Annotated in this window: 24 protein-coding genes; 12 read left to right on the top strand and 12 right to left on the bottom strand. The window is 63.2% G+C overall.

Going from position 1 to position 25,459, the window contains the following annotated elements:
* Positions 1-999: aldehyde dehydrogenase family protein (locus C2846_RS12550; RefSeq protein WP_119701587.1), on the top strand; the 999-nt coding region annotated here is incomplete at its 5' end.
* A 27-nt stretch (positions 1,000-1,026) separates the two neighbouring features.
* A complete protein-coding gene (locus C2846_RS12545; protein WP_080048917.1) occupies positions 1,027-2,187 on the top strand; it encodes an MFS transporter in 1,161 nt (386 codons plus the stop codon).
* Positions 2,188-2,199: 12 nt separating this feature from the next.
* On the opposite strand, the gene C2846_RS12540 is transcribed toward C2846_RS12545, so the two are convergent.
* A complete protein-coding gene (locus C2846_RS12540) occupies positions 2,200-3,231 on the bottom strand; it encodes an NAD(P)H-dependent flavin oxidoreductase (RefSeq protein ID WP_119701580.1) in 1,032 nt (343 codons plus the stop codon).
* A 107-nt stretch (positions 3,232-3,338) separates the two neighbouring features.
* Here C2846_RS12540 and C2846_RS12535 point away from each other — a divergent pair, with 107 nt between their 5' ends.
* The 3 genes from C2846_RS12535 to C2846_RS12525 all read left to right on the top strand — a co-directional run bounded on the left by C2846_RS12535 (position 3,339) and on the right by C2846_RS12525 (position 5,538).
* Positions 3,339-4,031 (top strand): LysE family transporter, encoded by a 693-nt coding sequence (locus C2846_RS12535; protein WP_119701579.1) that lies wholly within the window; start codon positions 3,339-3,341, stop codon positions 4,029-4,031.
* Positions 4,032-4,039: 8 nt separating this feature from the next.
* Complete coding sequence (locus C2846_RS12530; RefSeq protein WP_119701578.1) at positions 4,040-4,828, top strand: helix-turn-helix transcriptional regulator; 789 nt, start codon at positions 4,040-4,042, stop codon at positions 4,826-4,828.
* Between the two features lie 89 nt (positions 4,829-4,917).
* Complete coding sequence (locus tag C2846_RS12525; protein ID WP_119701577.1) at positions 4,918-5,538, top strand: LysE family translocator; 621 nt, start codon at positions 4,918-4,920, stop codon at positions 5,536-5,538.
* A gap of 20 nt (positions 5,539-5,558) precedes the next feature.
* On the opposite strand, the gene C2846_RS12520 is transcribed toward C2846_RS12525, so the two are convergent.
* The 6 genes from C2846_RS12520 to C2846_RS12500 all read right to left on the bottom strand — a co-directional run bounded on the left by C2846_RS12520 (position 5,559) and on the right by C2846_RS12500 (position 12,916).
* Positions 5,559-6,413, bottom strand: coding sequence for a DMT family transporter (locus C2846_RS12520; RefSeq protein ID WP_119701576.1), 855 nt, complete (start codon positions 6,411-6,413; stop codon positions 5,559-5,561).
* Positions 6,414-6,508: 95 nt separating this feature from the next.
* Positions 6,509-6,664: a hypothetical protein gene (locus tag C2846_RS18665; RefSeq protein WP_155121693.1), complete on the bottom strand. Its 156-nt coding sequence runs from the start codon at positions 6,662-6,664 to the stop codon at positions 6,509-6,511.
* Between the two features lie 84 nt (positions 6,665-6,748).
* Positions 6,749-7,759 (bottom strand): zinc-binding alcohol dehydrogenase family protein, encoded by a 1,011-nt coding sequence (locus tag C2846_RS12515; RefSeq protein ID WP_080048923.1) that lies wholly within the window; start codon positions 7,757-7,759, stop codon positions 6,749-6,751.
* A gap of 92 nt (positions 7,760-7,851) precedes the next feature.
* Positions 7,852-10,863 carry a bifunctional diguanylate cyclase/phosphodiesterase gene (locus tag C2846_RS12510; protein WP_165443817.1) on the bottom strand — a complete coding sequence of 1,004 codons (3,012 nt, stop codon included), beginning with the start codon at positions 10,861-10,863 and terminating at the stop codon, positions 7,852-7,854.
* A gap of 104 nt (positions 10,864-10,967) precedes the next feature.
* The gene (locus C2846_RS12505; RefSeq protein ID WP_231705567.1) at positions 10,968-12,038 is read right to left on the bottom strand and encodes an aminopeptidase; all 1,071 of its coding nucleotides are present in this window, start codon (positions 12,036-12,038) and stop codon (positions 10,968-10,970) included.
* Positions 12,035-12,916 carry a LysR family transcriptional regulator gene (locus tag C2846_RS12500; RefSeq protein ID WP_119701574.1) on the bottom strand — a complete coding sequence of 294 codons (882 nt, stop codon included), beginning with the start codon at positions 12,914-12,916 and terminating at the stop codon, positions 12,035-12,037. The genes C2846_RS12505 and C2846_RS12500 overlap by 4 nt, the downstream gene beginning before the upstream one ends.
* Before the next feature lie 98 nt (positions 12,917-13,014).
* On the opposite strand from C2846_RS12500, the gene trpB reads away from it, so the two are divergent.
* Both trpB and trpA read left to right on the top strand, forming a co-directional pair.
* Positions 13,015-14,223: a tryptophan synthase subunit beta gene (trpB, locus tag C2846_RS12495; protein WP_119701573.1), complete on the top strand. Its 1,209-nt coding sequence runs from the start codon at positions 13,015-13,017 to the stop codon at positions 14,221-14,223.
* Entirely contained in the window at positions 14,220-15,011 is a 792-nt protein-coding gene (gene trpA / locus C2846_RS12490; RefSeq protein ID WP_119701572.1) for a tryptophan synthase subunit alpha, read from the top strand. The genes trpB and trpA overlap by 4 nt, the downstream gene beginning before the upstream one ends.
* Here trpA and aroE read toward each other — a convergent pair.
* From aroE to C2846_RS12465, 5 genes are all read right to left on the bottom strand, one after another.
* Positions 15,008-15,814, bottom strand: a complete 807-nt coding sequence (gene aroE, locus C2846_RS12485) for a shikimate dehydrogenase (RefSeq protein WP_080048928.1) — start codon at positions 15,812-15,814, stop codon at positions 15,008-15,010. The two genes, trpA and aroE, sit on opposite strands and share 4 nt — an antisense overlap.
* Entirely contained in the window at positions 15,814-16,737 is a 924-nt protein-coding gene (hemF, locus tag C2846_RS12480; RefSeq protein ID WP_080048929.1) for an oxygen-dependent coproporphyrinogen oxidase, read from the bottom strand. The genes aroE and hemF overlap by 1 nt, the downstream gene beginning before the upstream one ends.
* A 20-nt stretch (positions 16,738-16,757) precedes the next feature.
* Complete coding sequence (tsaC, locus tag C2846_RS12475) at positions 16,758-17,315, bottom strand: L-threonylcarbamoyladenylate synthase type 1 TsaC (protein WP_080048930.1); 558 nt, start codon at positions 17,313-17,315, stop codon at positions 16,758-16,760.
* A 57-nt stretch (positions 17,316-17,372) separates the two neighbouring features.
* Positions 17,373-18,482, bottom strand: coding sequence for a DNA-processing protein DprA (dprA, locus tag C2846_RS12470; protein WP_080048931.1), 1,110 nt, complete (start codon positions 18,480-18,482; stop codon positions 17,373-17,375).
* A gap of 74 nt (positions 18,483-18,556) precedes the next feature.
* The gene (locus C2846_RS12465; RefSeq protein WP_080048932.1) at positions 18,557-19,582 is read right to left on the bottom strand and encodes a LysM peptidoglycan-binding domain-containing protein; all 1,026 of its coding nucleotides are present in this window, start codon (positions 19,580-19,582) and stop codon (positions 18,557-18,559) included.
* A gap of 141 nt (positions 19,583-19,723) precedes the next feature.
* Here C2846_RS12465 and def point away from each other — a divergent pair, with 141 nt between their 5' ends.
* From def to C2846_RS12440, 5 genes are read left to right on the top strand one after another with little or no spacing between them, the layout of a single operon-like run.
* Positions 19,724-20,236, top strand: a complete 513-nt coding sequence (gene def, locus C2846_RS12460) for a peptide deformylase (protein ID WP_080048933.1) — start codon at positions 19,724-19,726, stop codon at positions 20,234-20,236.
* Positions 20,237-20,292: 56 nt separating this feature from the next.
* On the top strand, positions 20,293-21,246 hold the full coding sequence (fmt, locus tag C2846_RS12455) for a methionyl-tRNA formyltransferase (protein WP_119701571.1): 954 nt from the start codon (positions 20,293-20,295) through the stop codon (positions 21,244-21,246).
* Positions 21,243-22,544, top strand: a complete 1,302-nt coding sequence (gene rsmB / locus C2846_RS12450) for a 16S rRNA (cytosine(967)-C(5))-methyltransferase RsmB (protein ID WP_080048935.1) — start codon at positions 21,243-21,245, stop codon at positions 22,542-22,544. Before fmt ends, rsmB begins: the two co-directional genes overlap by 4 nt.
* Positions 22,545-22,588: 44 nt before the next feature.
* Positions 22,589-23,962 (top strand): Trk system potassium transporter TrkA, encoded by a 1,374-nt coding sequence (gene trkA, locus C2846_RS12445; RefSeq protein WP_080048936.1) that lies wholly within the window; start codon positions 22,589-22,591, stop codon positions 23,960-23,962.
* Positions 23,963-23,980: 18 nt separating this feature from the next.
* Positions 23,981-25,429: a TrkH family potassium uptake protein gene (locus C2846_RS12440; protein WP_080048937.1), complete on the top strand. Its 1,449-nt coding sequence runs from the start codon at positions 23,981-23,983 to the stop codon at positions 25,427-25,429.
* Positions 25,430-25,459 lie beyond the last annotated feature (30 nt).

Raw genomic sequence — 25,459 nt, 5'->3', positions numbered from 1 at the left:
TGGAACTTCCCGCTGCTGATGGCCTGCTGGAAACTCGGCCCGGCCCTGGCCACCGGCAACTCGGTGGTGCTCAAACCCTCGGAGAAATCGCCGCTGACTGCCATCCGCCTGGCCCAGATTGCCCTCGAGGCCGGCCTGCCAGCGGGGGTGCTGAATGTGTTACCGGGCTTCGGCCACACCGTTGGCAAGGCCCTGGCCCTGCATATGGATGTCGATACTCTGGTGTTCACCGGCTCGACCCGGGTGGCCAAGCAACTGATGATCTATGCCGGCGAGTCGAACATGAAGCGGGTCTGGCTGGAAGCTGGCGGCAAGAGCCCGAACATCGTATTCGCCGATGCCCCGGATCTGGACGCCGCGGCCCAGGCCGCTGCCGGTGCCATCGCCTTCAACCAGGGCGAGGTCTGCACCGCCGGCTCGCGGCTGCTGGTCGAAGCCTCAATCAAGGACGCCTTTGTCGAGAAGGTCGCCGCCGCGCTCAAGGCCCACTGGCAGCCGGGCAACCCGTTGGACCCGAACACCACGGTCGGCGCGCTGGTCGACACCAGCCAGATCGACACCGTGCTGCGGTATATCGAGGCTGGCCATGAGGATGGCGCGCGGCTGGTCAGCGGCGGTCAGCGGGTGCTGGAGGAAACCGGCGGGTTCTATGTCGAGCCGACCCTGTTCGACGGGGTGCGCAACGACATGCGCATCGCCCGCGAGGAAATCTTCGGCCCGGTGCTGTCGGTGCTCAGCTTCAAGGACTTTGATGAAGCCATCGCGGTTGCCAACGACACCATCTACGGGCTGGCGGCGGCGGTCTGGACCCGCGACCTGTCCAAGGCCCACCGGGCAGCCAAGGCGCTGCGTGCCGGCAGTGTCTGGGTCAACCAGTACGACGGTGGCGACATGACCGCGCCGTTCGGCGGCTTCAAGCAGTCGGGCAACGGCCGTGACAAGTCGCTGCATGCGTTCGACAAGTACACCGAACTCAAGGCCACCTGGATCAAGCTGTAGGCCTGCGCACACGGAGCGTCGGCGGCAATGGATTGGAAAACCTACAGCATCGTCACCGCTGCGGTAGTGATTGTCGGGTTGGCGCTCGGCATCACTCTGCCGCTGGTCTCGCTGCGCCTAGATCAATGGGGCTATGACACCTTCGCCATTGGAGTCATGGCCAGCATGCCGGCAATCGGGGTACTGCTGGGCGCCCGGATCACCGGCCGGCTGGCCGGGCTGCTCGGCAGCGAGCGCCTGTTGCGCCTGGTGATGCTGTGCAGCGCCGTTTCGGTGGCGTTGCTGGCGATTCTGCCGAGCTATCCGTTGTGGCTGCTATTGCGGTTGCTGCTCGGCGTGTCGCTGACCATCACCTTCGTGATCGGTGAAAGCTGGATCAACCAGTTGGTCCCTGATCGGCTGCGTGGCCGGCTGGTAGCGGTCTACGGCAGCGCTTTCGCCATCAGCCAGCTATGCGGACCATTGCTGCTCGGAATTATCGGCACTGAAGCCGATACCGGCTTCTGGCTGGCCACCGGCCTGTTGCTGCTGGGTCTGTTTCTGCTGCTGTGGGTAGCTGGCGCACCTAAGGTCGATGCCGACAACGCTTCAGGACGCGGACTCAAGGGCTTTGTCCGCACCCTGCCGGCGATTGCCTGGGCCGTGATGCTGTTCGCCGCCTTCGAGGCCATGACCCTGACCTTGCTACCGGTCTATCTGGTGCGCGAAGGTTTCAGCCAGCAACTGGCGCTGATCATGATCAGCGTGGTGGTCATCGGCGATGCCGCGCTACAGGTGCCGATTGGCTGGCTGGCCGACAAGGTCTCGCGTACTACCCTGTTTCGCAGTTGTGGGCTGGTATTGCTGGGTAGCAGCCTGGCGATGCCCCTGGCGTTGCACAGCCCGCTGATCTGGCCGGTCCTGGTACTGTTCGGCGCCAGCGCCGGTGGGCTTTATACCCTGTCGCTGATTTTGGTGGGCCAACGTTACCGTGACGATGCGCTGGTACGGGCCAATGCGCATATTGCCCTGCTCTGGGGAGTCGGCTGCCTGCTCGGCCCGGCCTCCACCGGGGCTGCCAGCCAATGGCTGAGCAGCCACGCCCTGCCGATGCTGATGGCAGCTGGCGCCCTGGTGTTCATCTATCTGGCCTGGCAGCGCGGCGCCTTTACCGCCGTGGCGGTAGAGCCCATCGACCAGCCGGGTTAGGGTCTGTAGACCCTAACCAGCCAGTTGGCGAGTCAGTTCGGCGGCGCCCACAACCTGACACCCCCGGGCATTCTGCCCTGCCCATAAAGGTGAAAAATCTCCCGAGCCGGCTTGCTCTGCGGCCGTCCGCAGGGGTGCTACGGCGCCGGTAGCCAGCGGAAAGGCCGGGGCCAGCGGGCTGATCGGCCCCAGCTCTCGCATCAGCCGATTGACCATGCCCCGTGCCGGCCGGCCACTGAACAGATTGGTCAGAGCCGTATGCTCGATGGCAGCGGACTGCAGGGCCGCCCGGTGCACGGCGCTGGTTCTGGCCTCCGGGCACAGCAGGTAAGCAGTGCCAAGCTGCGCCGCACTGGCTCCCAGCGCCAGCACCGCCTGCACCCCGGCCGCATCGGCTATCCCGCCGGCGGCCACCACCGGTACGCTGACCGCCGCCAGGATCTGCGGCAGCAGCGCCAGTGTGCCAACCTGCGTCGTTAGGTCAGTGCTCAAAAACATGCCGCGATGACCGCCAGCCTCCAGTCCCTGGGCAATGATCACATCCGCGCCATGGGCCTCCAGCCAGCGGGCTTCGGCAACGGTCGTAGCCGAGGACATCACCACCGCCCCCAAGGCCTTGACCCCGGCCAGCAGTGCGGCCTCCGGCAGACCGAAGTGAAAGCTCACCACCGGCGGCCGATACTCGGCCAGCAGCGCCAGCGCCTCGGCATCAAACGGACGGCGCCCCGGACCGGCCGGGATGCTGCTGGGGTCGATGGCAAATTCCCGGTAGTAGGGTGCCAACGCCTGACACCAGGCCGCTTCACGCGCGGCGTCCGGGGTTGGTGGAGTATGGCAGAAGAAGTTCACATTCCACGGCCCGCTGGCCTCGCGGCTCAGACGTTGCAGTTCGTCGCGTAGCGCTTCGGGCCCAAGCATCGCCGCCGGGATCGAACCCAATCCGCCAGCGCTACAGACCGCCAGCGCCAGCTCACTGTCCTGGGAGCCGGCCATGGGCGCCTGGATGATGGGCAGGTCGATATCGAAGGGCAGGGGACGGGACATTGCGGCGCTCTCCATGGCGGGTTGAGCGCTACAGGGTAGCAGAGTTCCAAGGATTGATCCTGAGCGCCGGATTGGCGACACTCTGGTCTTTAATCTGGAGTCTTTCCATGCTCATGCTGTTAGCCTCGGCCTTTATTCTGGGCCTGATCTTCAACGCCGCACCCGGCGCGGTGTTCGCCGAAACCGTGCGCCAAGGTGTGCGGGGCGGCTTTCGTCCGGCTCTGGATGTACAGCTTGGCTCCCTGGTTGGCGATGCGCTGTGGGCTATTCTCGGGTTGCTCGGGATTGGCCTGCTGCTTCAGATTGACTGGCTGCGCTGGCCGGTCGGCATCGCCGGCGCGCTGTACCTGTTGTGGCTGGCGCGTGATTCCTGGAAGAGTGCCAGCCAGGAGTTTGCCGTTACTGCTCAGGCACCGGTATCGCGCCGTTCGGCGCTGCGCTCGGGAGTGCTGCTGTCGCTGACCAATCCACAGAACATCGCTTACTGGGCTGCCATGGGCAGCGCTCTGGGAGCCGTTGGCATCAGCGAACCGAGCGCCAGCGATTACGCCCTGTTCTTCGCCGGCTTCATGCTCTCGTCGGTACTTTGGTGCTTCGTCTGCGCGGCCATTGTTGACCGGCTGTTCCGCAAGGCCGGTCTGCACTGGGCCAAGGCCACCTACAAACTGTGTGCAATTGCCTTTCTGCTCCTAGCGCTGGGCTCGGTGCGCGATTTGTTCAGCCCTGCCAGCTCTGCAGCGACAGCTCCGGCAACCGTGATCGAAGGCCCGCTGGACTGTGCTCCGGCGCAGACCTGCTGAGCTGAGTGATGAGCGAGTTCTGGCGTGATCCGGCACTGCCCTTTGTCGAAAGTCGTCGGGCCAGCAACAGCCGGGCCTGTTACCGGCCACATAGCCACCCAACCCTGTCGATCGGCGTAGTCGATGCCGGCAATAGCCGTTTTCAGTGCGCCGCGGTGCAGGCGCCGCTCGCACCCGGCAGTCTGGTCAGCGTACCAGCCGGGCTGGTGCATGCTTGCAATCCGTTACCGGACGCCAGCTGGAGCTACCAGATGCTGCACCTGGAGCAGGACTGGGTGGCGACGCTACTGGCCGAAATAGCCCCACACCTGGCCGTGCCCGAGCAAGCCTTTATCAGTCATAGCCCGTCTGCCTACCAGGCGTTCTGTCAGCTCAACCGGGTACTGTTCTCCGACAGCGGGCACAGCGACAAGGAGGCGGCACTGATCGAATTCATCGGTCAGCGCCTGTGGTGTGCTGGTCAGCCGCTAGGCCGCCTTCCCGAGCCCAGCGCATCACTGCAAGCGCTCAAGGCTCGCCTGCTCGACCCATGGAGCGCCACGCCGAGCCTGACCGAGCTGGCAGCATCGCGGGGTTTGAGCCGCTATCAATTGATCCGCCTGTTCCGTCGCGACACCGGTCTGACTCCGCATGCCTGGCTGCTTGACCAGCGCGTGCAGCAGGCGCGCCAGCGCCTGAGCCAGGGCGCCGACCTGGCCGGCCTGGCCCAGGAGCTGGGCTTCGCCGACCAGGGGCATTTCCAGCGGGTTTTCAAGGCCCACGTGGCGGCCACCCCCGGACACTATCGCCGCGCCTGAGCAACGGCTCAGGCTCAGCGCACTTTTATTCAATACCCCGTTAGCCATCGCCTCCAGACTGGCCGCTCAGACCGTCTGGGGTATGCGACATGTTGCAACAGTTTCTATTGGTGGCCGGCGCCCACTTTCTCGCCCTGCTTAGCCCGGGCCCGGATTTTTTCCTGATTCTGCGTTATGCCATCGCTCAGGGCCGTGCCCAGGCAGCACTGGCCTGCCTCGGCATAACGCTGGCCAATGCGCTCTATATCCTGCTGGCCTGGTGGGGCCTGATGGCCCTGAACAGCCAGGCCACCCTGTTTCTGAGCCTGCAGTGGGCCGGCTGCGGCTTTTTGCTGTACATGGGCTGGCAGTTCATTCGCCATGCCGGCCGCCGACCACTGCTCGGCGAAACGGACACAGCGCGCAGCGCACCGGTCGGAGCACTGCTGGCCGGCCTCGGTTCGGGGCTGCTGAATCCCAAGAACGGCCTATTCTATGCCAGCCTGTTCGCGGTGCTCGCCAGCCAGGGTGTCGGCTGGACAGTACAGGGGCTCTACGGCCTGTGGATGACGTTGGTGGTACTGGGCTGGGATCTGCTGGTGGTCTGGCTGGCCAGCCAGCCGGCTCTTATGCGGCGGTTCGGCCAGCAACTGGTACATATCGAGCGGCTGGCCGGGATCATGCTGGTCCTGTTGGCGCTGGCGGTCATCGCGTCCCTGCGGCCCGTCTGAGCCGCGGGACGCTCACCCGCTCAACCAGGACGATGACGAAACACCAGCCCCAACCCCAACAAGATGGCGCCCATGCCCAGCAGACTCAGTGGCGCCAGACGATTGCCGAACACCAGGTAGTCGAGCACTGCGGTGACCCCCGGCACCAGATAGAACAGGCTGGTAACATTGACCAGGTTGCCCGCACGAATAAGCCGGTACAGCAGCAGGGTGGCCAACACCGAGATGCCCACCCCCATGTACAACAGCGGAATCAGCAATGCCCACTCGAAACTGATCCGCAGCGGCTGCCACGGCGCCAGTAGCAGGCAACAGAGCAGACCCAGCGCGTACTGCAGTGGTAAAACATCCAGCGGGGCCTGCTCAATGCCTTTCTGGACAATGGCTCCCCAGGTCATGCACACAAGCGCCGCCAGGGCAAAGCCGATACCGGACGGGCTGAAGCGCGCTGCCAGCAAGCTGTCCAGCACGACCAGCGCCAGTCCTGCCAACGCCAACAGCAAACCAAACCAGCGCCACGCGGTGGCACGTCGCTCCAGCAGCATCAGGGTCAGGATCGGCTGCACACCCAGCAGGGTAGCCAGCACGCCGGGTGTCAGCCCATGCTCCAGCGACAGCAGATAACAAATGGTATAGCCACCAATCATCAACAACCCGGTAACGCTGACTCGCCATCCGCTGCCAGGTTGCGGCAACCAGCGCCGCCGCCAGACAGCCAAAACCGCCAGCAAGCCGCAGGCCAGAGCAAAGCGCAGCAACAAAAAAGCAAAGGCTGAGGTGTAATGCAGGCCCCAGGTAGAGAAAATCGCGCCGCCGCTCCACAGCAACACGAATAATGCAGTCGGGCCAATCGCGGCCCATTGAATGTTCAACATGACGTTTACCTGTCAGACACAGGTCGCCGCGCACCGCACGGGCGGCAGCAGGCCGCACCGGTCAGGGCCGGAGACACACAAGTGTTAGGGGAAAATCAGATCAGGCAGTGCGCGACGGCCTGATCGGCGACCACCGCAGGAGGCGGTGATACGGCAGCGATCAGGGCAACCACCGACGGTACGCAGACCGACCCGACACCAATGCTGGTGGCGCCAGGGGGCGGAGTGGCTGTACGTACCTTGAACGTCATGGTCAAAAACTCAATCGGTTGAACAGATCCTTGCGGACAGGCATTACCTTACACCGGTCATGCCTGTCCGCCAAGCAGGTTCGCTCAAAACCCCTCAAGCACGATCTTGCCACGGGCCTGGTGGCTTTCCAGCAGGCGGTGGGCTCGCATCAGATTGGCGGCATTGATGTTGCCGTAGTGCTCGCCCAGAGTGGTACGCAGGGTACCTTGCTCGATCAGCCCGGCAACCCGGCTCAGCAGTCGGCCCTGCTCGGCCATGTCCGGTGTCTGGTGCAGACTGCGGGTATACATGAACTCCCAGTGCAGCGACAGGCTCTTGGGTTTGAGCTTGAGGATGTCGAGGCTGTCGAAGTCGTCGATCAGGCCGAGCTTGCCCTGCGGTGCCAGACATTCGACATACTGATCGAAATGCTCGCTGGTATGGGTCAGCGAAGCGACCAGGTCAACCTGCTCGATCCCCAGCGCCTGCAGTTGCGGCAGCAGCGGCTGGTTGTGGTCGATCACCTGATGGGCACCCAGATCCTTGACCCAATCGATGCTTTGCGGCCGCGAGGCGGTGGCTACCACGGTCAGGGCGGTCAGCTGCCTGGCCAGTTGCACCAGAATCGAGCCAACGCCACCAGCGCCGCCCATCACCAGCAGGGTCTGGCCGGCACCGCCGCCCTCCAGTACCCCTAGCCGGTCAAACAGCAGTTCCCAGGCAGTGATGCTGGTCAACGGCAAGGCTGCCGCCTCGGCGTCGCTTAGACTCTGCGGCGCATGGCCGACAATGCGTTCATCGACCAGATGATACTCGGCATTGCAGCCGGGGCGGTTAAGTGCCCCGGCATAAAACACCCGGTCACCAGGCTTGAAGGCCTCAACCTCGGCACCCACCGCTTCGACGATTCCGACCGCATCCCAGCCCAGCACTTCAGCCTGGCCGTTCTGGGGGGCGCGGTTGCGACGAATTTTGGTGTCCACCGGATTGACCGCAATGGCCGCGACCTTGACCAGCAGATCACGCGGGCCGGGACTGGGCATCGGCAGCTCGAGGTCGATCAGGGCATCGGCGCGTTCAATAGTGCCTGCTTCAAGGTAGCCAACGGCTTTCATGGGGGACTCCGGCAATCAAAATAGTGAACAGACCCCATAATGACCGGCTTTGCCGGAAAGAAAAACCTGCCATATGTAGGGTTTATGTCGGGTCAGGGCAGCTCGATACTCATGCAGCGTGCGGCATAGCGACTGAATTCATCTGCCGGCAATGGCCGGCTGTACAGGTAGCCCTGAGCAAACTGACAGCCGGCGCGCAGCAGAAAATCATGCTGGGCCTGGGTTTCTACTCCTTCGGCGAGGACTTGCAAACCCAGGCTGGTAGCCAGACTGATAGTACTGCGCACGATGGTGGCATCATCGTCGTCGCGCTCCAGATCATGGACGAAGGATTGGTCGATCTTCAGTTTGTGCAAGCGAAAACGCTTGAGGTAGCTAAGCGAAGAATAGCCGGTACCAAAATCGTCCAGCGCCACCCGAACCCCGAGCTGATGCAGCCGCTCCATGGCCAGTACCGCAGTTTCAGGATCCTGCATGGTGATGCTTTCGGTCAGTTCCAGTTCCAGCGATGCGGCGCTCACCCCGGCGCGCTCCAGTCGCTCGGCTACCCGCTCGGGCAGATTAGCGGCACGAAACTGGGCCGCCGACAGGTTGACTGCTATGCACAACTCGGTATAGCCCTGGGCTTGCCAGCTATGAAGCTGGCGTAACGCCTGGCCCAGTACCCAGTCACCAATCGGCCCGATCAGACCGCTGCTTTCGGCAATCGGCACGAATTCAGCCGGCGGGACCCAGCCCAGCTCCGGATGTTTCCAACGCAGCAGAGCCTCGGCCCCGACCAGCCGGCCGCTGAGCAGTTCATGCTGGGGCTGAAAGTGCAGGCTCAGTTGATCCTGCTCCAGCGCCCGACGCAGCGCGTTCTCAAGTTTGAGGGTACGGACATAGTGGCTCTGCAGTTCCGGGGTGTAGAAGCTGTAGCCATTGCGTCCCTGCTGCTTGGCCCGGTACATGGCGATGTCAGCATTGGTATGCAACCCGGCCAGGGTATCGGCGTCGTCGGGATACAGGGCAATGCCGATCGAGGCGCTGACCGTCAGTTCATAACCGGCCACGCTCAGCGGCTGGCGCAGCAGGTCAAGGATTCGCTGGGCGCCGTGGACCGCGGTATTGGCGTCGACTTCCGGCAAGATCAGGATGAATTCGTCACCGCCAGTACGCGACAGCGTGTCCTCTTCACGCAGCTCCTGCCCCAGGCGCTCGGCAAAGGCCACCAGCAGGGCATCGCCAACCGCATGCCCCAGCGAATCATTGATGTTCTTGAAGTTATCCAGGTCAATGAACAGCAATGCCAGGCGCCCGCCGTGCCGCTCGGCCATGCTCAGCGCCAGACGCCCACGCTCCTCCAGCAGCGCCCGGTTGGGCAGGCCGGTCAGCGGATCGTAATAGGCCAGGCGATGAATCTGCTCTTCATCCTCCTTGCGCTGGGAAATATCACTGAAAATGGCGACATAATGGCTGGTCTGGCCGTCCTCATCCTCCATCCGTGAGACGCTAAGCCATTCCGGATAGAGCGAGCCGTCCTTGCGCCGGTGCCAGATCTCGCCCTGCCATTGACCATCGTGCTCAACATGCTCCCACAGTGCCTGATGGAAACTCTGATCATGTAGCCCCGAGGCCAACAGCTCTGGCTTTTGCCCGATGATTTCATCAGCCTGGTAGCCGGTAATCCGGGTAAAACCATGATTGACCATCACCACCCGCCGCTCGGCGTCGGTGATCAAAAAACCATCACTGCTCTGCTCAAATACCCGGGCCGCCAACCGCAACTCCTCGGCGGCCCGCATGTTGTCGCTGATATCGATATGGGTGCCGACGACCAGCCCCTTGGGCTGCCCCTGCTCATCACGCAGCAAGCTGCCGCGCGACAGAATCCAGGTCCAGTCATGGGCCGCGTTACGCAACCGGAACTGGTTTTGGTACAGGTGATCAGGCTGCTCCTCCAGATAGCTGGCAAAGCACTGCACCGCTCGCTCACGATCTTGCGGGTGGAGCAGCTCGATCCACAGTCCCAGCTGCTGACGCTCCGGGGGAAAGTCATCCGGATCGTAGCCGAGCATGCTGAAGAACTCGGGGCTGCAGCGTAGCTGCCGGGTTTTCCAGTCATACTCCCAGGCCCCGGTATTCGAGGCGCTGATAAACGACTGGTAACGGCCCAGCGCCGAGCGTGCCTGATCCTCGGCAGCACGAATCTGGCGAGTCCGCTGTTCAACCTGAGCCTCCAGATTGAGCCGATGCCAGCGCAGGCTCAACAGCAGCCAGCTCAGATAGCCGAGCAGCAGACTGAGCATCACACCCATGACCAACATCAGGGAAATACGCAGCGTCTCCAGTGGATCCTCGTTGTATTCGACACTCAGATCCCAGCGACTGTTGGGCAGATCCATCACGGTATTGACCTGCAAGGCAAAGGGCTCGGGGCGCGATTCCAGCAGAATTTCGCGCTCACCGTTGTGCGGGTTGAGTCGCCAGATCCGATAATGCTGCCCGGACTCCAGCAGGCTGACCAACTCGGGGATCCGGGCTATCTGCTCCAGGCGCACGACTCCGTGTACCAGCCCCCACAAGCGCTCATGGCCCAGCTCATCACTGACAAAGACCGGCAGGCGGGCGGCAATGGCCGGCGAACCGTCGGGCAAGTCGAAGCGACCGGTCAGGGTCAGACTCAGGTTGCGCACGGCGAACCAGGCGTCTTCAGCCTTTTGCGGATGCAGGAACAGATCCTGTCCCAGATCCCCTTCGTGCCCCTGCAAAGGCCAGATGTAGCGAATTCGCCCGGCTGGCGACAACCCCAGCACCGAAATACCGGGGAACTGCGGGACCAGGTCAGCGGCAAAATGCTCGAAATCATCGATCTCGCCACCGCTATAACGTACCACCGCCGCCAGCGTGTGGGTTACGCCGAAGGCCCGCTCGAGAAAGGTTTGCACCCCCAGCGCATGCACTGCGGCCACAGCTTCGAACTGGCGCAGCCGATGATCCTGTTCCAGACGTACCAGATAATGAATCGCCAGGCCCATCAACAGAGCGCTCGCCAGACACACCAACACCGCCGTCAACCAAAAGCGCAGCGGCGCACGGGGGGTGGTCCGGGCAGACTCAGACATGGTTCGGCAAACTCGGTGAGGGGGGCAACGGTAGGCACATCGAAGCATCCACCTTGGTCAATGTTGTTATGGTCAGTCCGTTGCAGGCAGCATGCACACTAAGGCTAGCACGCCGCGCTTGAGTTGTCGCAGTTGGCGGACTCGTCCAGCAAGGCCTCCAGACGCTGCCGACGCTGTGGCGCCGCAACCCCGCCCAGAGCCTTGACCTCAGCATGAAACGCCGGCCAATCCTCACCCAGTTGCTGAAATAACCGTTCGAACGCCGGCACCCACTGGTCATACAAGCCAAACGGCAGCAGGCTGGCATTGTTCAAGGGTCTGACGAACCAGCCATCGAAACGCCGGCTGCCATCCCAGCGCTGATCGCGCCAATCCTGGTAGCGCTGCTGCAGCTCGGCCAGCATTTGCTGCTTGCCTTCACGCTTGGCCTGATCGTCCAGCTCACTGGCATACAGCTGCGCCAATTGCCGCCGGGTATCCAGCATCAGTTCGGTGAACTCCCGTCCCTGGCGGGCCTGACGCGGATCCTCAGCGGGCTGACCGCGCTGCTCGCGCCACTGACGCAAGCCCTGCTGTTCGACGAAGCTGGCGTAGGATTCGTTGAAGCTGGTGTCGTCACGCACATAGAAATGCTGGTGGGCCAGTTCATGGAAAATCAGCCCGGCCAGATAATCATCTCCCCAGTGCAGCATGGAGCTGAGCAGCGGGTCGTCGTACCAACCCAGGGTTGAGTAGGCCGGCACCGGGCCGACATAGACATCCATGCCCCTGGCCTGCCAGCGCTTGGCCTCGGCTTCGGCCCGTGCCTCGTTGAAGTAGCCCCGGTAGGCAATGCAGCCGGCCAGCGGGTAGCAGTGCTCGATCGGCTTGAGCGACAGTTCCGGGGTGACGAATACATTCCATAACACGTAGCTGCGCGGCAATTGGGCATAGCGGGTATAGCTGGGGTTGTCCGGTAACCCCAACTGCTCGCTGGCGAACCGCCGGGCCTCCAGCGCCAGCGCCAGGCGCGCCTGCAAGGCCGGGTCGGCCTCCGGGTCAGCCAGAATATCCGCAACCGGCACCGCCAGACGCATGACCTCGCGCTGGCCCTGCCAGGCCTGATGCAGATACTCGACCCGGGCGCAGCCCGCCAACCACAACAGCCCCAGCGCCAACCACAACAGTCTGTTCACACTTGCTCCTCCAGCCAGCCCAGCAACGCCTGGGCCTGGCTCTGGTTGTGCCGGGCCGGCACCCACAGCCCCAGAGAATGCCCGGTTTCGACAAAGCCCCAAGGCGCCAGCAAGCGACCTTCGGCCAGATCGTCCGCCACCAGCAACTGCGGCGCAATTGCCACCCCCAGCCCGGCCAGTGCCGCCTCCAGCAGGTAGTACAGATGCTCGAAACCCTGGGCCTGATTCAGTGCCTGCGGTTCAAGCTGCTGGGCCCTGGCCCAATCGGCCCAGGCCTGTGGCCGCGAGCGGGTATGCAGCAACGGCTCGGTGGTCAGAATCTGCGCGCTTTGCCCATGCAGCCGCTGGGCGCCGGCATAGCGCGGGCTGAACACCGGGCCGATCCGTTCCTTGGCTACAGGATAGACCTGCATGTCGGCCGGCCAGGGCGGCGCGGCGAACATCAGGGTAGCGCTGACCCCGGGCCGACGCGGGTCCAGATCTCCCTCGCTGGCCGACAGGTGCAGGTTGAGCTGGGGCAACTGGCGCTGCAGCCGATCCAGCCGGGGAATGAACCAGCGCGCCAGCAGACTGCCGGGACAGGCCAGCAGGAACGGCGCAGCCTGCTCGGCCTGACGGATATCCTCACAGGCCAGTCGCAGTTGCCCGAAAGCCTCACCGCAGGCATCGCGCAGGCGCCGCCCGGCGGCGGTCAGGCGCAATCCTCGTCCCGCCTTGTCGAACAGCGCCACCCCCAATTCCTGCTCCAGCGTGCGGATCTGACGACTGACCGCACCGTGGGTGACATGTAGCGCCTCTGCCGCCTGGCTCACACTTTCCAGTCGGGCGGCGACCTCGAAGGCCTTAAGCGCATTAAGTGATGGAAGATCTCTGGCCATGGCTATCTGTCAGCTTTTCTCACAGGTTGGAGCTATCTTATCGATTTTTTCCGGCGCCTGTTCAACCTAACCTGTGGCTACTGTTTCAGGAGGTTGCCATGTCCACACCCCGTTATCGCCGCCAAGCCGACGCGCTGGGCCAATTCGGCCAGTTCGGTGGCCGCTTCGTCGCCGAGAATCTGATGCCGCTGGTTCTGGAACTGGAGCAGGCCTTCAATCAGGCCCTGACCGAGCCTGACTTTATAGCCGAGCTGGACCGTTTTCAGGCCGAGTTCGTCGGCCGCCCCAGCCCGCTGTATTTCGCCGAGCGCCTGACCGAGCAGTATGGCGGCGCCCGGATCTTCTTCAAGCGCGAGGAGCTCAACCATACCGGCGCGCACAAGATCAACAACTGCATCGGCCAAATCCTGCTGGCCAGGCGCATGGGCAAGACCCGCATCATTGCCGAAACCGGCGCTGGCATGCACGGGGTAGCGACTGCCACGGTGGCGGCCCGCTTTGGCCTGGAATGCGTGGTCTACATGGGCGCTACCGATATCCAGCGCCAGCGCGACAATGTTGCCCGCATGCGCCTGCTCGGCGCCCGGATCGTGCCGGTGAACTCGGGAACCGGGACCCTCAAGGACGCCATGAACGAAGCCCTGCGCGACTGGGTGACCCACATCGACAACAGCTATTACCTGATCGGCACCGTGGCCGGCCCACACCCGTACCCAACCATGGTCCGCGAGTTCCAGGCGGTGATCGGCCGGGAAACCCGCGAGCAGATGCTGACCCGCGAAGGTCGGCTGCCAGACAGCCTGATCGCCTGCATCGGCGGCGGCTCCAATGCTATGGGCCTGTTCCACCCCTTTCTCGACGACCCCGAGGTGCAGATCATCGGCGTCGAGGCCGCCGGTCACGGGCTCGCCAGCGGCCTGCACGCCGCCAGCCTGCAAGGCGGCACACCCGGCGTACTGCACGGCAACCGCACCTATCTGCTGCAGAACGCCGACGGTCAGATCACCGACGCCCATTCGATCTCGGCCGGGCTCGACTATCCCGGGATCGGCCCTGAACATGCCTGGTTGCACGAGCAGGGGCGGGTCGAATACGTCGCCATCAACGACCAACAGGCGCTGGCGGCCTTCCATAACTGCTGCCGTCGCGAAGGCATCATCCCGGCCCTGGAAACCGCCCACGCCCTGGCCGAAGTGGCCCGGCGTGCGCCTGATCTGCCGACCGATCACCTGCTGGTGGTCTGCCTGTCCGGCCGTGGCGACAAGGACATGCCGACCGTACTGCAACTGATGGAGGAACAGGCATGAACAGCCAACGCATTGAGCACCGCTTTGCCGAACTGCGCTCCGACAAGCGTGCCGCACTGGTCACCTATCTGTGCGCCGGCGATCCGGATTACTCCACTAGTCTGGCGCTGCTCCAGGGCCTGCCCCAGGCTGGCGCCGACCTGATCGAGCTGGGCATGCCGTTCAGCGACCCGATGGCCGATGGCCCGACCATCCAGGCTGCTACCCAGCGGGCACTGCAGGCCGGCCAGAGTCTGGCGCGCACGCTGGCGCTGGTGCGCGACTTTCGCCGCAGCGATCAGCACACCCCGCTGGTGCTGATGGGCTATTACAACCCGATCTATCGGTTTGGCGCTGAAGCCTTCATCGCCGCAGCGGCCGACGCCGGCGTCGATGGTCTGCTGATTGTCGACCTCCCCGCCGAACACGATCAGGAGCTGGGACCACTGGCCCGCGCCGCCGGCATCCGGATGATTCGCATGACCACCCCGGGCACCGATGCCCAGCGCCTGTCCAGGCTGCTGGAGCAGGCCGAAGGCTTTATCTACCACGTTGCGCTCAATGGCGTGACCGGAGTCGGCCAAGCCGACAGCGCCAGTGTCGCCAGCAGCCTGGAGCGCATTCGCCAGCAGACGACACTGCCGCTGTGTGTGGGCTTTGGCGTACGCCAGCCTGCGCAGGCCGCAGCCCTGGCAAAGTTGGCCGAAGGGGTGGTGGTCGGTTCAGCGCTGGTCGAACGGCTGCAGGAGCAGGGGGTGGATGCGGCTCTGGCACTGGTACGGGAACTGGCCGCCGCGCTCAGGCCCTAGCGGAGTGCCGCCAATACCGGGCCGGTATCCGGGCGCACGCCACGCCACAATTGGAACGCTTCGGCGGCCTGCTCAACCAGCATGCCCAAGCCGTCGATGCAACGTGCTGCGCCGTGTTCAGCGGCCCAGCGGTTGAAGGTCGTTGGTTCCTTGGCGTACATCATGTCATAACAGACCGTGTGACCGGGCTGGATCAGCTTGGGCGAGATCGCCGGCAGCTCACCTGCGAGACTGGCCGAGGTGGCATTGATGATCAGATCGACCGGTTCTTCGATCCAGTCGAACCCGGCAGCGCTGATCGGGCCCTGATCGACAAACAGCGCCGCCAGTTGCTCGGCCTTGGCCACCGTGCGATTGACTACGCAGAGCTGTTCGGGTGCCGCATCAAGAATCGGCTGAATCACCCCGCGAGCAGCGCCACCAGCACCCACCAGCAAAATCCGCAGGCCCTTGAGCGCCAGGCCGTGGTTGATCTGGATATCACGCACCAGCCCCTTGCCATCGGTGTTGTCGCCCAGCAGCCGGCCATCGGCCAGACGCTTGATGGTATTCACCGCACCCGCGCGCTCAGCGGCCGGCGTCCGCTCATCCACCAACGCCCAGGCCTGCTCCTTGAACGGCACCGTGACATTGACCCCCAGCCCGCCCACGAAGAACTCGCGCAGGCTGCCAGCGAAATCATCCAGCGGCGCCAGCAGTGCCTCGTAACTCATCGCCTGACCGGTCTGGGCGGCAAACTGAGCATGAATCTGTGGCGACTTGCTGTGACTGATCGGATTACCGATCACTGCGTATCTGTCCATCAGTTCACTCCTTCGAGCCAGTCGCGCGGGGGCAAAAACTCTTCCACCAGGCGCGCTTCAGCACTACCCGGCTCGGGCTGCCAGTCGTAACCCCAGCGCACTGTCGGTGGCAACGACATCAGGATCGACTCGGTCCGCCCGCCAGTCTGCAACCCAAACAGGGTGCCACGGTCCCAGACCAGATTGAACTCAACGTAACGCCCGCGCCGGTACTCCTGGAAAGTTTTCTGCTCGGCGCTGAACGGCATACCGCGACGCCGCTCGATGATCGGCAGATAGGCCGCCAGATAGGCGTCGCCAATCGCCCGCAGGAATTCAAAGCTGCGCTCAAAGCCCCAATCATTCAGGTCATCGAAGAACAGCCCACCGATACCACGCGCTTCATTGCGGTGCTTGAGGAAGAAGTATTCGTCACACCACTGTTTGAAGCGTGGATAGACTTCGGCACCAAAGGGCGCACAGGCATCGCGGGCTACCCGGTGCCAATGCACGCAGTCGTCCTCGTTGCCGTAGTAGGGGGTCAGATCGAAACCACCACCAAACCACCAGACCGGATCGGCACCCTCCTTCTCGGCGATGAAAAACCGCACATTGGCATGCGAGGTGGGAATATGCGGGTTGTCCGGGTGCATCACCAGCGACACGCCCATGGCCTGGAACCGCCGCCCGGCCAGCTCCGGCCGATGGGCGGTGGCCGAGGGCGGCATCCCGTCGCCAAATACATGGGAGAAGCCGACGCCCCCCTTCTCCAGCACCGCACCGTTTTCAATGATCCGTGAACGCCCACCGCCGCCACCGGGCCGCTCCCAACTGTCGGCACTGAACCGGGCCCCACCGTCGGCTGCCTCCAGGGCAGCGCAGATGCGCTCCTGCAGATCCATCAGGTAGGCTTTGACAGCGGCCACGTCGGTGGCCTGGGGCATATCGTTTTTCACGGCAACTCTCAGGACGGTCGGATGATCTGTTCGGTACGTACATCACGAATGATACTGGGATTGCGCCGTCCACCCAAAGCACCAGGCACAATAGCGTCCAATTGAGCATGAAAATATTGCTCTATCCGCAGCCTGGAGCGAGCCGGAGGTCGGCCGGCCGGATTGGCCGAAGTCGACACCAGCGGACCACTGACCGCGCATAGCTGGCGGATCAGCGGGTGATCACTGACCCGCAGTGCAACTGTCTCATGCTGGCCTGTAACCCAGGCTGGCAAACGGTCCTGATGCGGCACCAGCCAGGTGTTGGGGCCAGGCCAGGACAGCCGCAGCCGGGCCAGCTGCGCATCGGGCAAATCCCAGAGCAGAAAATCGAACTGCTCAATGGCTCCGGCCACCAGAATCACGCCCTTGTGCACCGGTCGCTGCTTGATAGTCAGCAGCCGCTCGACCGCCTCGGCCTGCCACGGGTTGCAGCCCAGCCCCCAGACCGCTTCGGTCGGGTAGGCGATGACCCCACCAGTCTGGATGGTTTGATTGATCTGCCTGAGCCGCCAGCTCGACACCATGTTGTCGCTCCCGTTGATTGCCTGTGGCTGCGACAGTAGCCGAGCCAGGCTGACAGCTCAAGCCGGGCGCCGACAATAACCGGCAGGGCCGTGCAGAACCAGGCCTTCCAGCTCCAGATCCATCAGCCGCTGCAACACCACATGCACCGGCTGACCACTCTGCTCGCTGAGCCAGTCGACACTGACCGGTTCGTTGTCAAGCCAGCGCCACAACGGATTGTCGCTACGACGTGGGTCTTCACTCGGCTGCAAGGCCTGACACAAAGGCTGGTGCAGAACCCGCAGCACATCGTTGACGGTTTCCACCAGATGCGCGCCATCACGCAACAAGCGGTGACAGCCGCGAGCCTGGGGGTTGTGGATTGAGCCGGGCATGGCGAACACCTCGCGGTTCTGTTCCAGAGCCAGGCGCGCGGTAATCAGCGAGCCGCTGTTGAGGCTGGCCTCGACCACCAGGGTGCCCAGACTCAAGCCACTGATAACCCGGTTGCGACTGGGAAACTGTCCTGGTTGCGCCTTGGTGTCGGGCCAGAACGCCGACACCAGTGCTCCGCCCGAGGCGACGATGGTCTCGGCCAGACCGGCATGACGTTTCGGGTAACAACAATCCAGCCCGGTACCCCAGACCGCCACGGTATGCCCTCCGGCTTCCAGCGCGCCCTGATGACAGGCGCCATCAATACCCAGGGCCATACCACTGGTCACGCACAATCCGCTGGCGGCGAAGGCACTGGCGAACTCGCGAGCGGTTGCCGCCCCACGCGGACTCGGATGACGGGTGCCAACCATGGCCAGTTGCGGATCCTGCAGCAGCGCCGGATTGCCACGCACGAACAGCACCGCCGGAGGATCAGCAATCTGGCGCAACAGCTCGGGATAGTCCGGTTCACCCAGACACAGAACATGCTGACCTGGCTGCTCCGACCATTGCCAGGCCAAGGCCAAGCGCTGTTTCAGCTCCTGATCCTGACCAGCCCGCAAACGCAACAGCGCTTCCAGCGCACGCGGACTCATGCCCATCGCCTTCAGGCTTGAGGGCGTGCTGCTGAGCAAGGCTACGGGATCGGGTTGAACATCAAACAGACGGCGCAGCGAACGGGCTCCCAGGCCCTCGAGCAACGCCAACGTCAGCCAGGCCTCATGCCGGGCGGGAGACAGGCTAGTCATGGATCATCCTTGATCGGGGGAAGACTGACAGCAAGACGCCACCCGCAGGTGGCGTCAGCAGTACATCAGAGGTTTCAGGGGTTGCGAACCTTGTCCATGATTGCCAGTTGGCGGTTGGCGTTGAGGACAATGCCGTAACTCAGTTTTTCGTAGGGGCGGAACACCATCAGCAGGCCAGCACGCTCATCGGGCAGACGAACCTGCTCGTTGCGTACCCGGTCGCGAACCACTTCGCCGGTCTTGTAGATCGCCAGCACCGAGCCTTCCTTGAGTCCGTCGCGAATGCCCTTGTTGAGGATCACTACATCGTACAGGCCGATCTGAGTCACGCCATGGGGAACGTCGAGAATCAGGCCCTCGACCTGCTGATCCGGGTCGCTGGGGAAGAAAGTCGAGGCCACCGGCCGCTCTTCGGTTTCCATCAGTCGATCACCGACCCGCACTTCCTGACGGCTGCGGCTGATGTTGAGGGTAACGATATCGCGCTCGTTGGCCACCACTTCACCGGTGCCGATATCCTGGGCATGCAGGCCGAGGAACTCGCCGGTTTCCGGGTCAGAGAACGACTTGCCGCGCCGGTAGATGCCGAAAGCCGGTACCGACTGGTCAACATCACCCCGGGCATAAACCTTGCTGCCGGCGCCTGCCACCACACTTTCGGCCTCGCCACCAATGACATACGGGGCCTGCTCGATGGCGTCCAGATCATCCAGAATCCGACCGGCATTGAGGAAGGCATTGATCGCCTCCAGCGGAATGGTCGGGATTGCCTCGGCAATCGGCTTGGCGCGAATGGTCGGCGACAGTTTGATGGTGCCGCCATCGCCACGACTGACCATCAGCCGCGGCTGGCCATCGATGTAGACCAGGGAAATGATGTCGCCGGGATAAATCAGGTGCGGGTTGTCAATCTGCGGATTGGCGTGCCAGATTTCCGGCCACTTCCACGGCAGGCTGAGGAATCGGCCAGCGATATCCCAGAGGGTATCGCCTCTGACCACGGTATAGCGTTCCGGGTGACCTTCTCTAAAAACAGACTCTTGGGCCTGCACCCAAAGGCTCATGCCGAGCAGCAGGAGGCCGAGTAATGTTTTCCTCATGACACGAATCCCTTTATTATAGAGGCAAGCAATCAAGCCCCGCGTCACTCTCAAAACGCCGGACTTGTTTTTATTTCCAAGCTGCTCATCATCTTAGCAGTACAATTTAGATTTATTCCACAGAATGCATCACAAACCGACATGGCCATATTAAACATCCTGGAGTTTCCCGACCCGCGCCTGCGCACCATCGCCAAACCGGTGGAGGTGGTCGATGACCGTATCCGGAAACTGGTCGACGACATGTTCGAGACCATGTACGACGCCCCCGGCATCGGTTTGGCCGCGACTCAGGTCAACGTCCACGAGCAGGTGATCGTCATCGACATCTCCGAGGACAAGAGCCAGCCACTGGTGTTCATCAACCCCGTGCTGGAACCACTGACCAACGAGTTGGAGCAGATGCAGGAAGGCTGTCTGTCGGTCCCGGGCTTTTATGAGACAGTAACCCGCCCCGAGCGCGTACGGGTCAAGGCACTGGATCGCAACGGCGAGGCTTTCGAGTGGGAACTGGAGGGTTTGCTGGCGGTGTGCATCCAGCACGAGTGCGACCACCTCAACGGCAAGCTGTTCGTCGACTATCTGTCCAATCTCAAGCGTGACCGCATCCGCAAGAAACTGGAAAAACAGCATCGGCTGCAAGCCAGCGGCTGATCTAGACAACCTGACTCCAAGGCTTGCTTCGGCAAGCCTTTTCTTTACGGACTCCCATGAACGCCCAGAATCTTCGCCTGATCTTCGCCGGAACGCCGGAGTTTGCCGCCAGTCACCTGCAGGCGCTGCTCGATGCCGGTCTCAATATCATCGCTGTTTACACCCAGCCCGACCGCCCGGCCGGACGCGGCCAGAAACTAGCCATGAGTGCGGTCAAGCAACTGGCTCTGGCGCATGACCTGCCGGTCTACCAGCCGGCCAGCCTGCGCAGCCCCGAAGCCCAAAGCGAGCTGGCGTCGCTGCAGCCCGACCTGATGGTGGTAGTCGCCTACGGCCTGATCCTGCCTCAGGCGGTACTGGATACCCCGCGCCTGGGCTGCATCAACAGCCATGCCTCACTGCTGCCGCGCTGGCGCGGTGCGGCACCGATCCAGCGCGCCATCGAAGCCGGTGATCAGGCCAGCGGGGTCACTGTGATGCAGATGGAAGCCGGACTGGATACCGGCCCGATGCTGCTCAAGGTCGACACACCGATCAGTAGCCAAGACACCGGCGGCAGTCTGCATGACCGGCTGGCCGAGCTGGGTTCGGCCGCCGTGGTCAAGGCAATTCAGGCCCTGGCCGCCGGCACCCTGCAAGGGCAGATCCAGGATGACGCGCTGGCCACCTATGCCCACAAGCTGAACAAGCAGGACGCGGCGATCGACTGGCAACGCCCAGCGGTTGAGCTGGACCGGCTGATCCGCGCCTTCAATCCCTGGCCGCTGGCTCATGCCCGCTGGCAGGACCAGCCGCTCAAGATCTGGGCCGCCCAGCCGGAAGCCGGCAGCGGCCAACCCGGTGAAATCCTTGACTGCAGCAAGCACGGCCTGCTGGTGGCCTGCGCCGAAGGCGCCCTGCGCCTGACCCGTCTGCAATTGCCCGGTGGCAAACCGCTGGCCTTTGCCGACCTGTACAACGCCCGCCGCGATCAATTCGCCGTTGGCAGCCGCTTGGACAACGGCCAGTGAGCCCGCGTCTGGCCGCCGCCCGCGCCTTGGCTCAGGTAATGGCAGGCAAGGCCTCGCTGGGCAGCAGCCTGCCGACACAACTGGAGCGGGTCAGCGTGCGTGATCGGGCACTCACCCAGGAACTGGCCTTCGGCACCGCCCGCTGGTTTCAGCGCCTGGACGGGCTGGCCAACGCGCTGCTGGAAAAGCCGCTGAAAGCCGCCGAACGCGAGCTGCACGCCCTGCTGTTGGTGGGCCTGTATCAACTGCTGTACACCCGCATCCCGGCCCACGCCGCGATCGGCGAGACAGTCAATGCCGCCAAGACCCTGAAAAAGCCCTGGGCCAGCGGCCTGCTCAATGCCGTGCTGCGGCGCGCCCAGCGTGAAGGCGCCGAACAGCTGGCGGCGCTGGAGCGCGACCCGACCATCCGCCTGGCTCACCCGCGCTGGCTGCAGAAGCGCCTGAAACAGGACTGGCCAGATGGCTGGGAAGCCATTTGCCAGGCCAACAACGCCCATCCGCCGATGACACTGCGGGTCAACCTTGCCCGCACCAGCCGCAGCGCCTACCTGAGCCGCCTGAGCGACGCCGGAATCGACGCCGAACCCTGCCGGTTCAGCAGCGTCGGCCTGCGCCTGCTGCAACCCTGTGATGTCAGCCAGTTGCCTGGGTTTACCGAGGGTGAAGTCAGTGTTCAGGACGAAGCTGCGCAACTGGCGGCGCCGCTGCTGGAACTCAAGCCTGGCCAGCGGGTGCTGGATGCCTGCTGCGCACCGGGCGGCAAGACCTGCCAGATCCTCGAGCAACAGAGTGCGTTGGACGAACTGGTCGCGCTGGATCTGGAACCCAAACGGCTTGAACGGGTCCGCGAAAACCTTGAACGGCTGCAGCTGCACGCTACCCTCAAGGCCGCCGATGCCCGCGAACTGAGCAACTGGTGGGATGGCCGACCATTTCAGCGCATCCTGCTCGATGCCCCCTGTTCAGCCACCGGGGTGATCCGCCGCCATCCGGACATCAAGCTGACCCGCCAGGCTGAAGACATAGCCGCACTGGCACAGTTGCAGGGCCAGTTGCTGGATCAGTTGTGGCAAACCCTGGATGTGGGTGGGGTGTTGGTGTATGCCACCTGCTCGGTGCTGCCGGAAGAAAACAGCCAGACCATTGCTGCCTTCCTGGCGCGCCAGCCCGGTGCCCGTGAGCTGGAGATCAGTGCCGACTACGGCCTGGCGCAACCCTGCGGGCGTCAGTTGTTGCCGCAGAACGATGGCCATGATGGATTCTACCTGGCCAAACTGATCAAAATTGCCGCCTGATTGCAGCGCGCCAGCTACACTACGCGCAGCGGGGGAGAGAGAACATGAAAATCATTATTCTCGGTGCCGGTCAGGTCGGTGGCAGTCTGGCCGCCGAGTTGGCCAGTGAGGCCAACGACATCACCGTGGTCGATACCGATACCAGTCGCCTGCGCGAGCTGGGCGACCGCCTGGATATACGTACCGTACAAGGCAAGGGCTCGTTTCCCACGGTGCTGCGTCAGGCCGGTGCCGATGACGCCGACATGCTGATTGCGGTGACCAGCAGCGACGAGACCAACATGATTGCCTGCCAGGTCGCCTACACCCTGTTCCGCACCCCGACCAAGATTGCCCGGGTACGCGAATCGGCCTACCTGACCCGCGGCGGGCTGTTCCAGAATGAAGCAGTGCCGATCGACGTACTGATCAGCCCCGAGCAGGTGGTCACCAACTACATCAAGCGGCTGATCGAGCACCCCGGTGCGCTGCAGGTACTCGACTTTGCCGAGGGCAAGGTCCAGCTGGTGGCAGTACGAGCCTATTACGGTGGCCCGCTGGTCGGTCAGGAACTACGTTTTCTGCGTCAGCACATGCCCGGCGTAGATACCCGGGTAGCAGCCATCTTTCGCAAGAACCGGCCAATCCTGCCACAGGGCGATACCATCATCGAAGCCGACGACGAGGTATTTTTCGTCGCTGCCACGGCGGATATTCGTGCGGTCATGAGCGAGCTGCGCCGCCTGGAGAAAAACTACAAGCGCGTCATGATCGCCGGCGGCGGCAATATCGGCGAGCGGCTGGCCGAGGCGATCGAAACCCGCTATCAGGTCAAGATCATCGAGAAGTCCAAGGCCCGTGCCGATTATCTGTCCCAGAACCTCGACCGGGCCATCGTGCTGCACGGCAGCGCCTCGGACAAGGAGCTGCTGACCGAGGAAAATATCGAGGAAGTCGATATCTTCTGTGCGGTGACCAACGATGACGAGGCCAACATCATGTCCTCGATGCTGGCCAAGCGCCTGGGCGCCCGCAAAGTCATGGCCCTGATCAACAACCCGGCCTACGTCGATCTGGTTCAGGGCGGTGAAATCGACATCGCCATCTCGCCCTCGCAGGCCACCATCGGCACCTTGCTGACTCATGTTCGGCGCGGCGACATCGTCAATGTCTATTCGCTGCGCCGTGGCGCGGCCGAGGCAATCGAGGCGGTGGCCCATGGCGATACGCGCTCTTCCAAGGTAGTTGGCAAGGCCATCCGCGACATCGACCTGCCACCGGGCACCACCATCGGCGCGATCGTGCGCAATGAAGAGGTTTTGATAGCCCATGATTCGACGGTAATCGAGTCAGATGACCACGTAATCCTCTTTGTTATCGACAAGAAACGCATCCGCGACGTGGAACGTCTGTTCCAGGTCGGGCTGACCTTCTTCTAAGGCGCAGGGAGCGCGTTCATGCAGTACACCCAGATCCAGCGTATTCTCGGCATCCTGCTCATGCTGTTTTCCACCAGCATGCTGCCGGCAGCCGGGGTTGGCCTGTATTACGGCGAGCAGGCCCGCGAGGCCTTCCTGATCGGTTTCGTGATCACCATGGTGCTGGGCTTTCTGATCTGGCTGCCGGCCCGCGGCCAGCGCAATGAACTGCGTACCCGCGACGGCTACCTGATTACGGTGATGTTCTGGCTGGTACTCGGGCTGTTCGGGGCGATTCCGTTGTATCTGTTGGAAATGCCCGACCTGAGCGTAGCCGACGCGGTGTTCGAGTCGTTTTCCGGGCTGACCACCACCGGGGCTACGGTGATCACCGGGCTCGATACTCTGCCACGCGCGCTGCTGTTCTATCGCCAGCAACTGCAGTGGTTCGGCGGCATGGGGATCATCGTGCTGGCGGTGGCGATTCTGCCTTTGCTCGGGGTTGGTGGCATGCAGCTGTATCGTGCCGAAATGCCCGGGCCGCTGAAGGAAAACAAGCTGACCCCGCGGATCGCCGAAACGGCCAAAGTACTCTGGTACATCTATGCCAGCCTGACTCTGGCCTGCGCGCTGGCCTACTGGGCCGCAGGCATGGAGCTGTTCGATGCCATTGGCCATAGCTTCTCAACCGTGGCGATCGGCGGCTTCTCCACCCACGACGCCAGCATCGGCTATTACGACAGCCCGCTGATCGAGCTGATCTGCATCATCTTCATGATCATTTCCGGGATCAACTTCGCCCTGCATTTCCTTGCCTGGCGCCACCGCAGCCTGACCAACTACCTGCGTGACCCCGAGTGCCGGGCCTATCTGCTGATCCTGGCGGCGGTATTTGTCGTTTGCGCGGCGGTGCTGATCCACTACCAGTATCACGATGCCTGGACCAGCATTCGCTATAGCGCCTTCCAGACCGTCTCCATTGCCACTACCACCGGTTTTGGCGTCACCGATTTTTCGGCCTGGCCCACCCTGCTGCCGTTCATGCTGCTGTATGCCAGCTTTATCGGCGCCTCGGCCGGCTCTACTGGCGGCGGCATGAAGGTGATTCGGGTGGTGCTGCTGTATAAGCAGGGCTCACGTGAAATCAAGCGGTTGCTGCACCCCAACGGGGTTTTCCCAGTCAAGCTTGGCAGTCGACCGGTGCCTGACCGGGTGGTGGAGGCGGTATGGGGGTTCTGCGCGGTGTATGTGTTCACCTTCGCGGTGCTGTTTCTGATCCTGCTCGGCACCGGCCTGGATTTCGTCACTGCGTTTTCAGCGCTGGCTGCCTGTATCAATAACCTGGGCCCAGGCCTGGGTGAGGTTGCCGCACACTACGGCGAACTGCAGGACGGAGTGAAGTGGGTATTGAGCTTCGCCATGCTGCTCGGGCGCCTGGAGGTGTTCACCCTGCTGGTGCTGTTGACGCCGATGTTCTGGCGGCGCTGAGGCCCTAGGAGAAACGCTTGGTATACGGCG

Origin of the sequence: Pseudomonas jilinensis (genome assembly GCF_003586265.1) — a bacterium.
GTDB classification, from domain to species: Bacteria; Pseudomonadota; Gammaproteobacteria; order Pseudomonadales; family Pseudomonadaceae; genus Halopseudomonas; species Halopseudomonas phragmitis.
Note: the sequence above shows the minus strand (reverse complement) of the source record. Positions and strands in the feature narration are given on the sequence as shown.

What these genes read in the sequence shown, in the direction of transcription:
- C2846_RS12530 (WP_119701578.1), top strand. Translation starts at nt 4,040, where the DNA reads ATGAGCGAGTTCTGGCGTGATCCGGCACTGCCCTTTGTCGAAAGTCGT.
- fmt (WP_119701571.1), top strand. Translation starts at nt 20,293, where the DNA reads ATGAACGCCCAGAATCTTCGCCTGATCTTCGCCGGAACGCCGGAGTTT.
- C2846_RS12540 (WP_119701580.1), bottom strand. Translation starts at nt 3,231, where the DNA reads ATGTCCCGTCCCCTGCCCTTCGATATCGACCTGCCCATCATCCAGGCG.
- C2846_RS18665 (WP_155121693.1), bottom strand. Translation starts at nt 6,664, where the DNA reads ATGACGTTCAAGGTACGTACAGCCACTCCGCCCCCTGGCGCCACCAGC.
- C2846_RS12500 (WP_119701574.1), bottom strand. Translation starts at nt 12,916, where the DNA reads ATGGCCAGAGATCTTCCATCACTTAATGCGCTTAAGGCCTTCGAGGTC.
- C2846_RS12515 (WP_080048923.1), bottom strand. Translation starts at nt 7,759, where the DNA reads ATGAAAGCCGTTGGCTACCTTGAAGCAGGCACTATTGAACGCGCCGAT.
- hemF (WP_080048929.1), bottom strand. Translation starts at nt 16,737, where the DNA reads ATGCCCCAGGCCACCGACGTGGCCGCTGTCAAAGCCTACCTGATGGAT.
- def (WP_080048933.1), top strand. Translation starts at nt 19,724, where the DNA reads ATGGCCATATTAAACATCCTGGAGTTTCCCGACCCGCGCCTGCGCACC.
- C2846_RS12545 (WP_080048917.1), top strand. Translation starts at nt 1,027, where the DNA reads ATGGATTGGAAAACCTACAGCATCGTCACCGCTGCGGTAGTGATTGTC.
- trpB (WP_119701573.1), top strand. Translation starts at nt 13,015, where the DNA reads ATGTCCACACCCCGTTATCGCCGCCAAGCCGACGCGCTGGGCCAATTC.
- C2846_RS12440 (WP_080048937.1), top strand. Translation starts at nt 23,981, where the DNA reads ATGCAGTACACCCAGATCCAGCGTATTCTCGGCATCCTGCTCATGCTG.
- trkA (WP_080048936.1), top strand. Translation starts at nt 22,589, where the DNA reads ATGAAAATCATTATTCTCGGTGCCGGTCAGGTCGGTGGCAGTCTGGCC.
- C2846_RS12465 (WP_080048932.1), bottom strand. Translation starts at nt 19,582, where the DNA reads ATGAGGAAAACATTACTCGGCCTCCTGCTGCTCGGCATGAGCCTTTGG.
- C2846_RS12525 (WP_119701577.1), top strand. Translation starts at nt 4,918, where the DNA reads ATGTTGCAACAGTTTCTATTGGTGGCCGGCGCCCACTTTCTCGCCCTG.
- aroE (WP_080048928.1), bottom strand. Translation starts at nt 15,814, where the DNA reads ATGGACAGATACGCAGTGATCGGTAATCCGATCAGTCACAGCAAGTCG.
- C2846_RS12510 (WP_165443817.1), bottom strand. Translation starts at nt 10,863, where the DNA reads ATGTCTGAGTCTGCCCGGACCACCCCCCGTGCGCCGCTGCGCTTTTGG.
- C2846_RS12520 (WP_119701576.1), bottom strand. Translation starts at nt 6,413, where the DNA reads ATGTTGAACATTCAATGGGCCGCGATTGGCCCGACTGCATTATTCGTG.
- trpA (WP_119701572.1), top strand. Translation starts at nt 14,220, where the DNA reads ATGAACAGCCAACGCATTGAGCACCGCTTTGCCGAACTGCGCTCCGAC.
- dprA (WP_080048931.1), bottom strand. Translation starts at nt 18,482, where the DNA reads ATGACTAGCCTGTCTCCCGCCCGGCATGAGGCCTGGCTGACGTTGGCG.
- tsaC (WP_080048930.1), bottom strand. Translation starts at nt 17,315, where the DNA reads ATGGTGTCGAGCTGGCGGCTCAGGCAGATCAATCAAACCATCCAGACT.
- C2846_RS12535 (WP_119701579.1), top strand. Translation starts at nt 3,339, where the DNA reads ATGCTCATGCTGTTAGCCTCGGCCTTTATTCTGGGCCTGATCTTCAAC.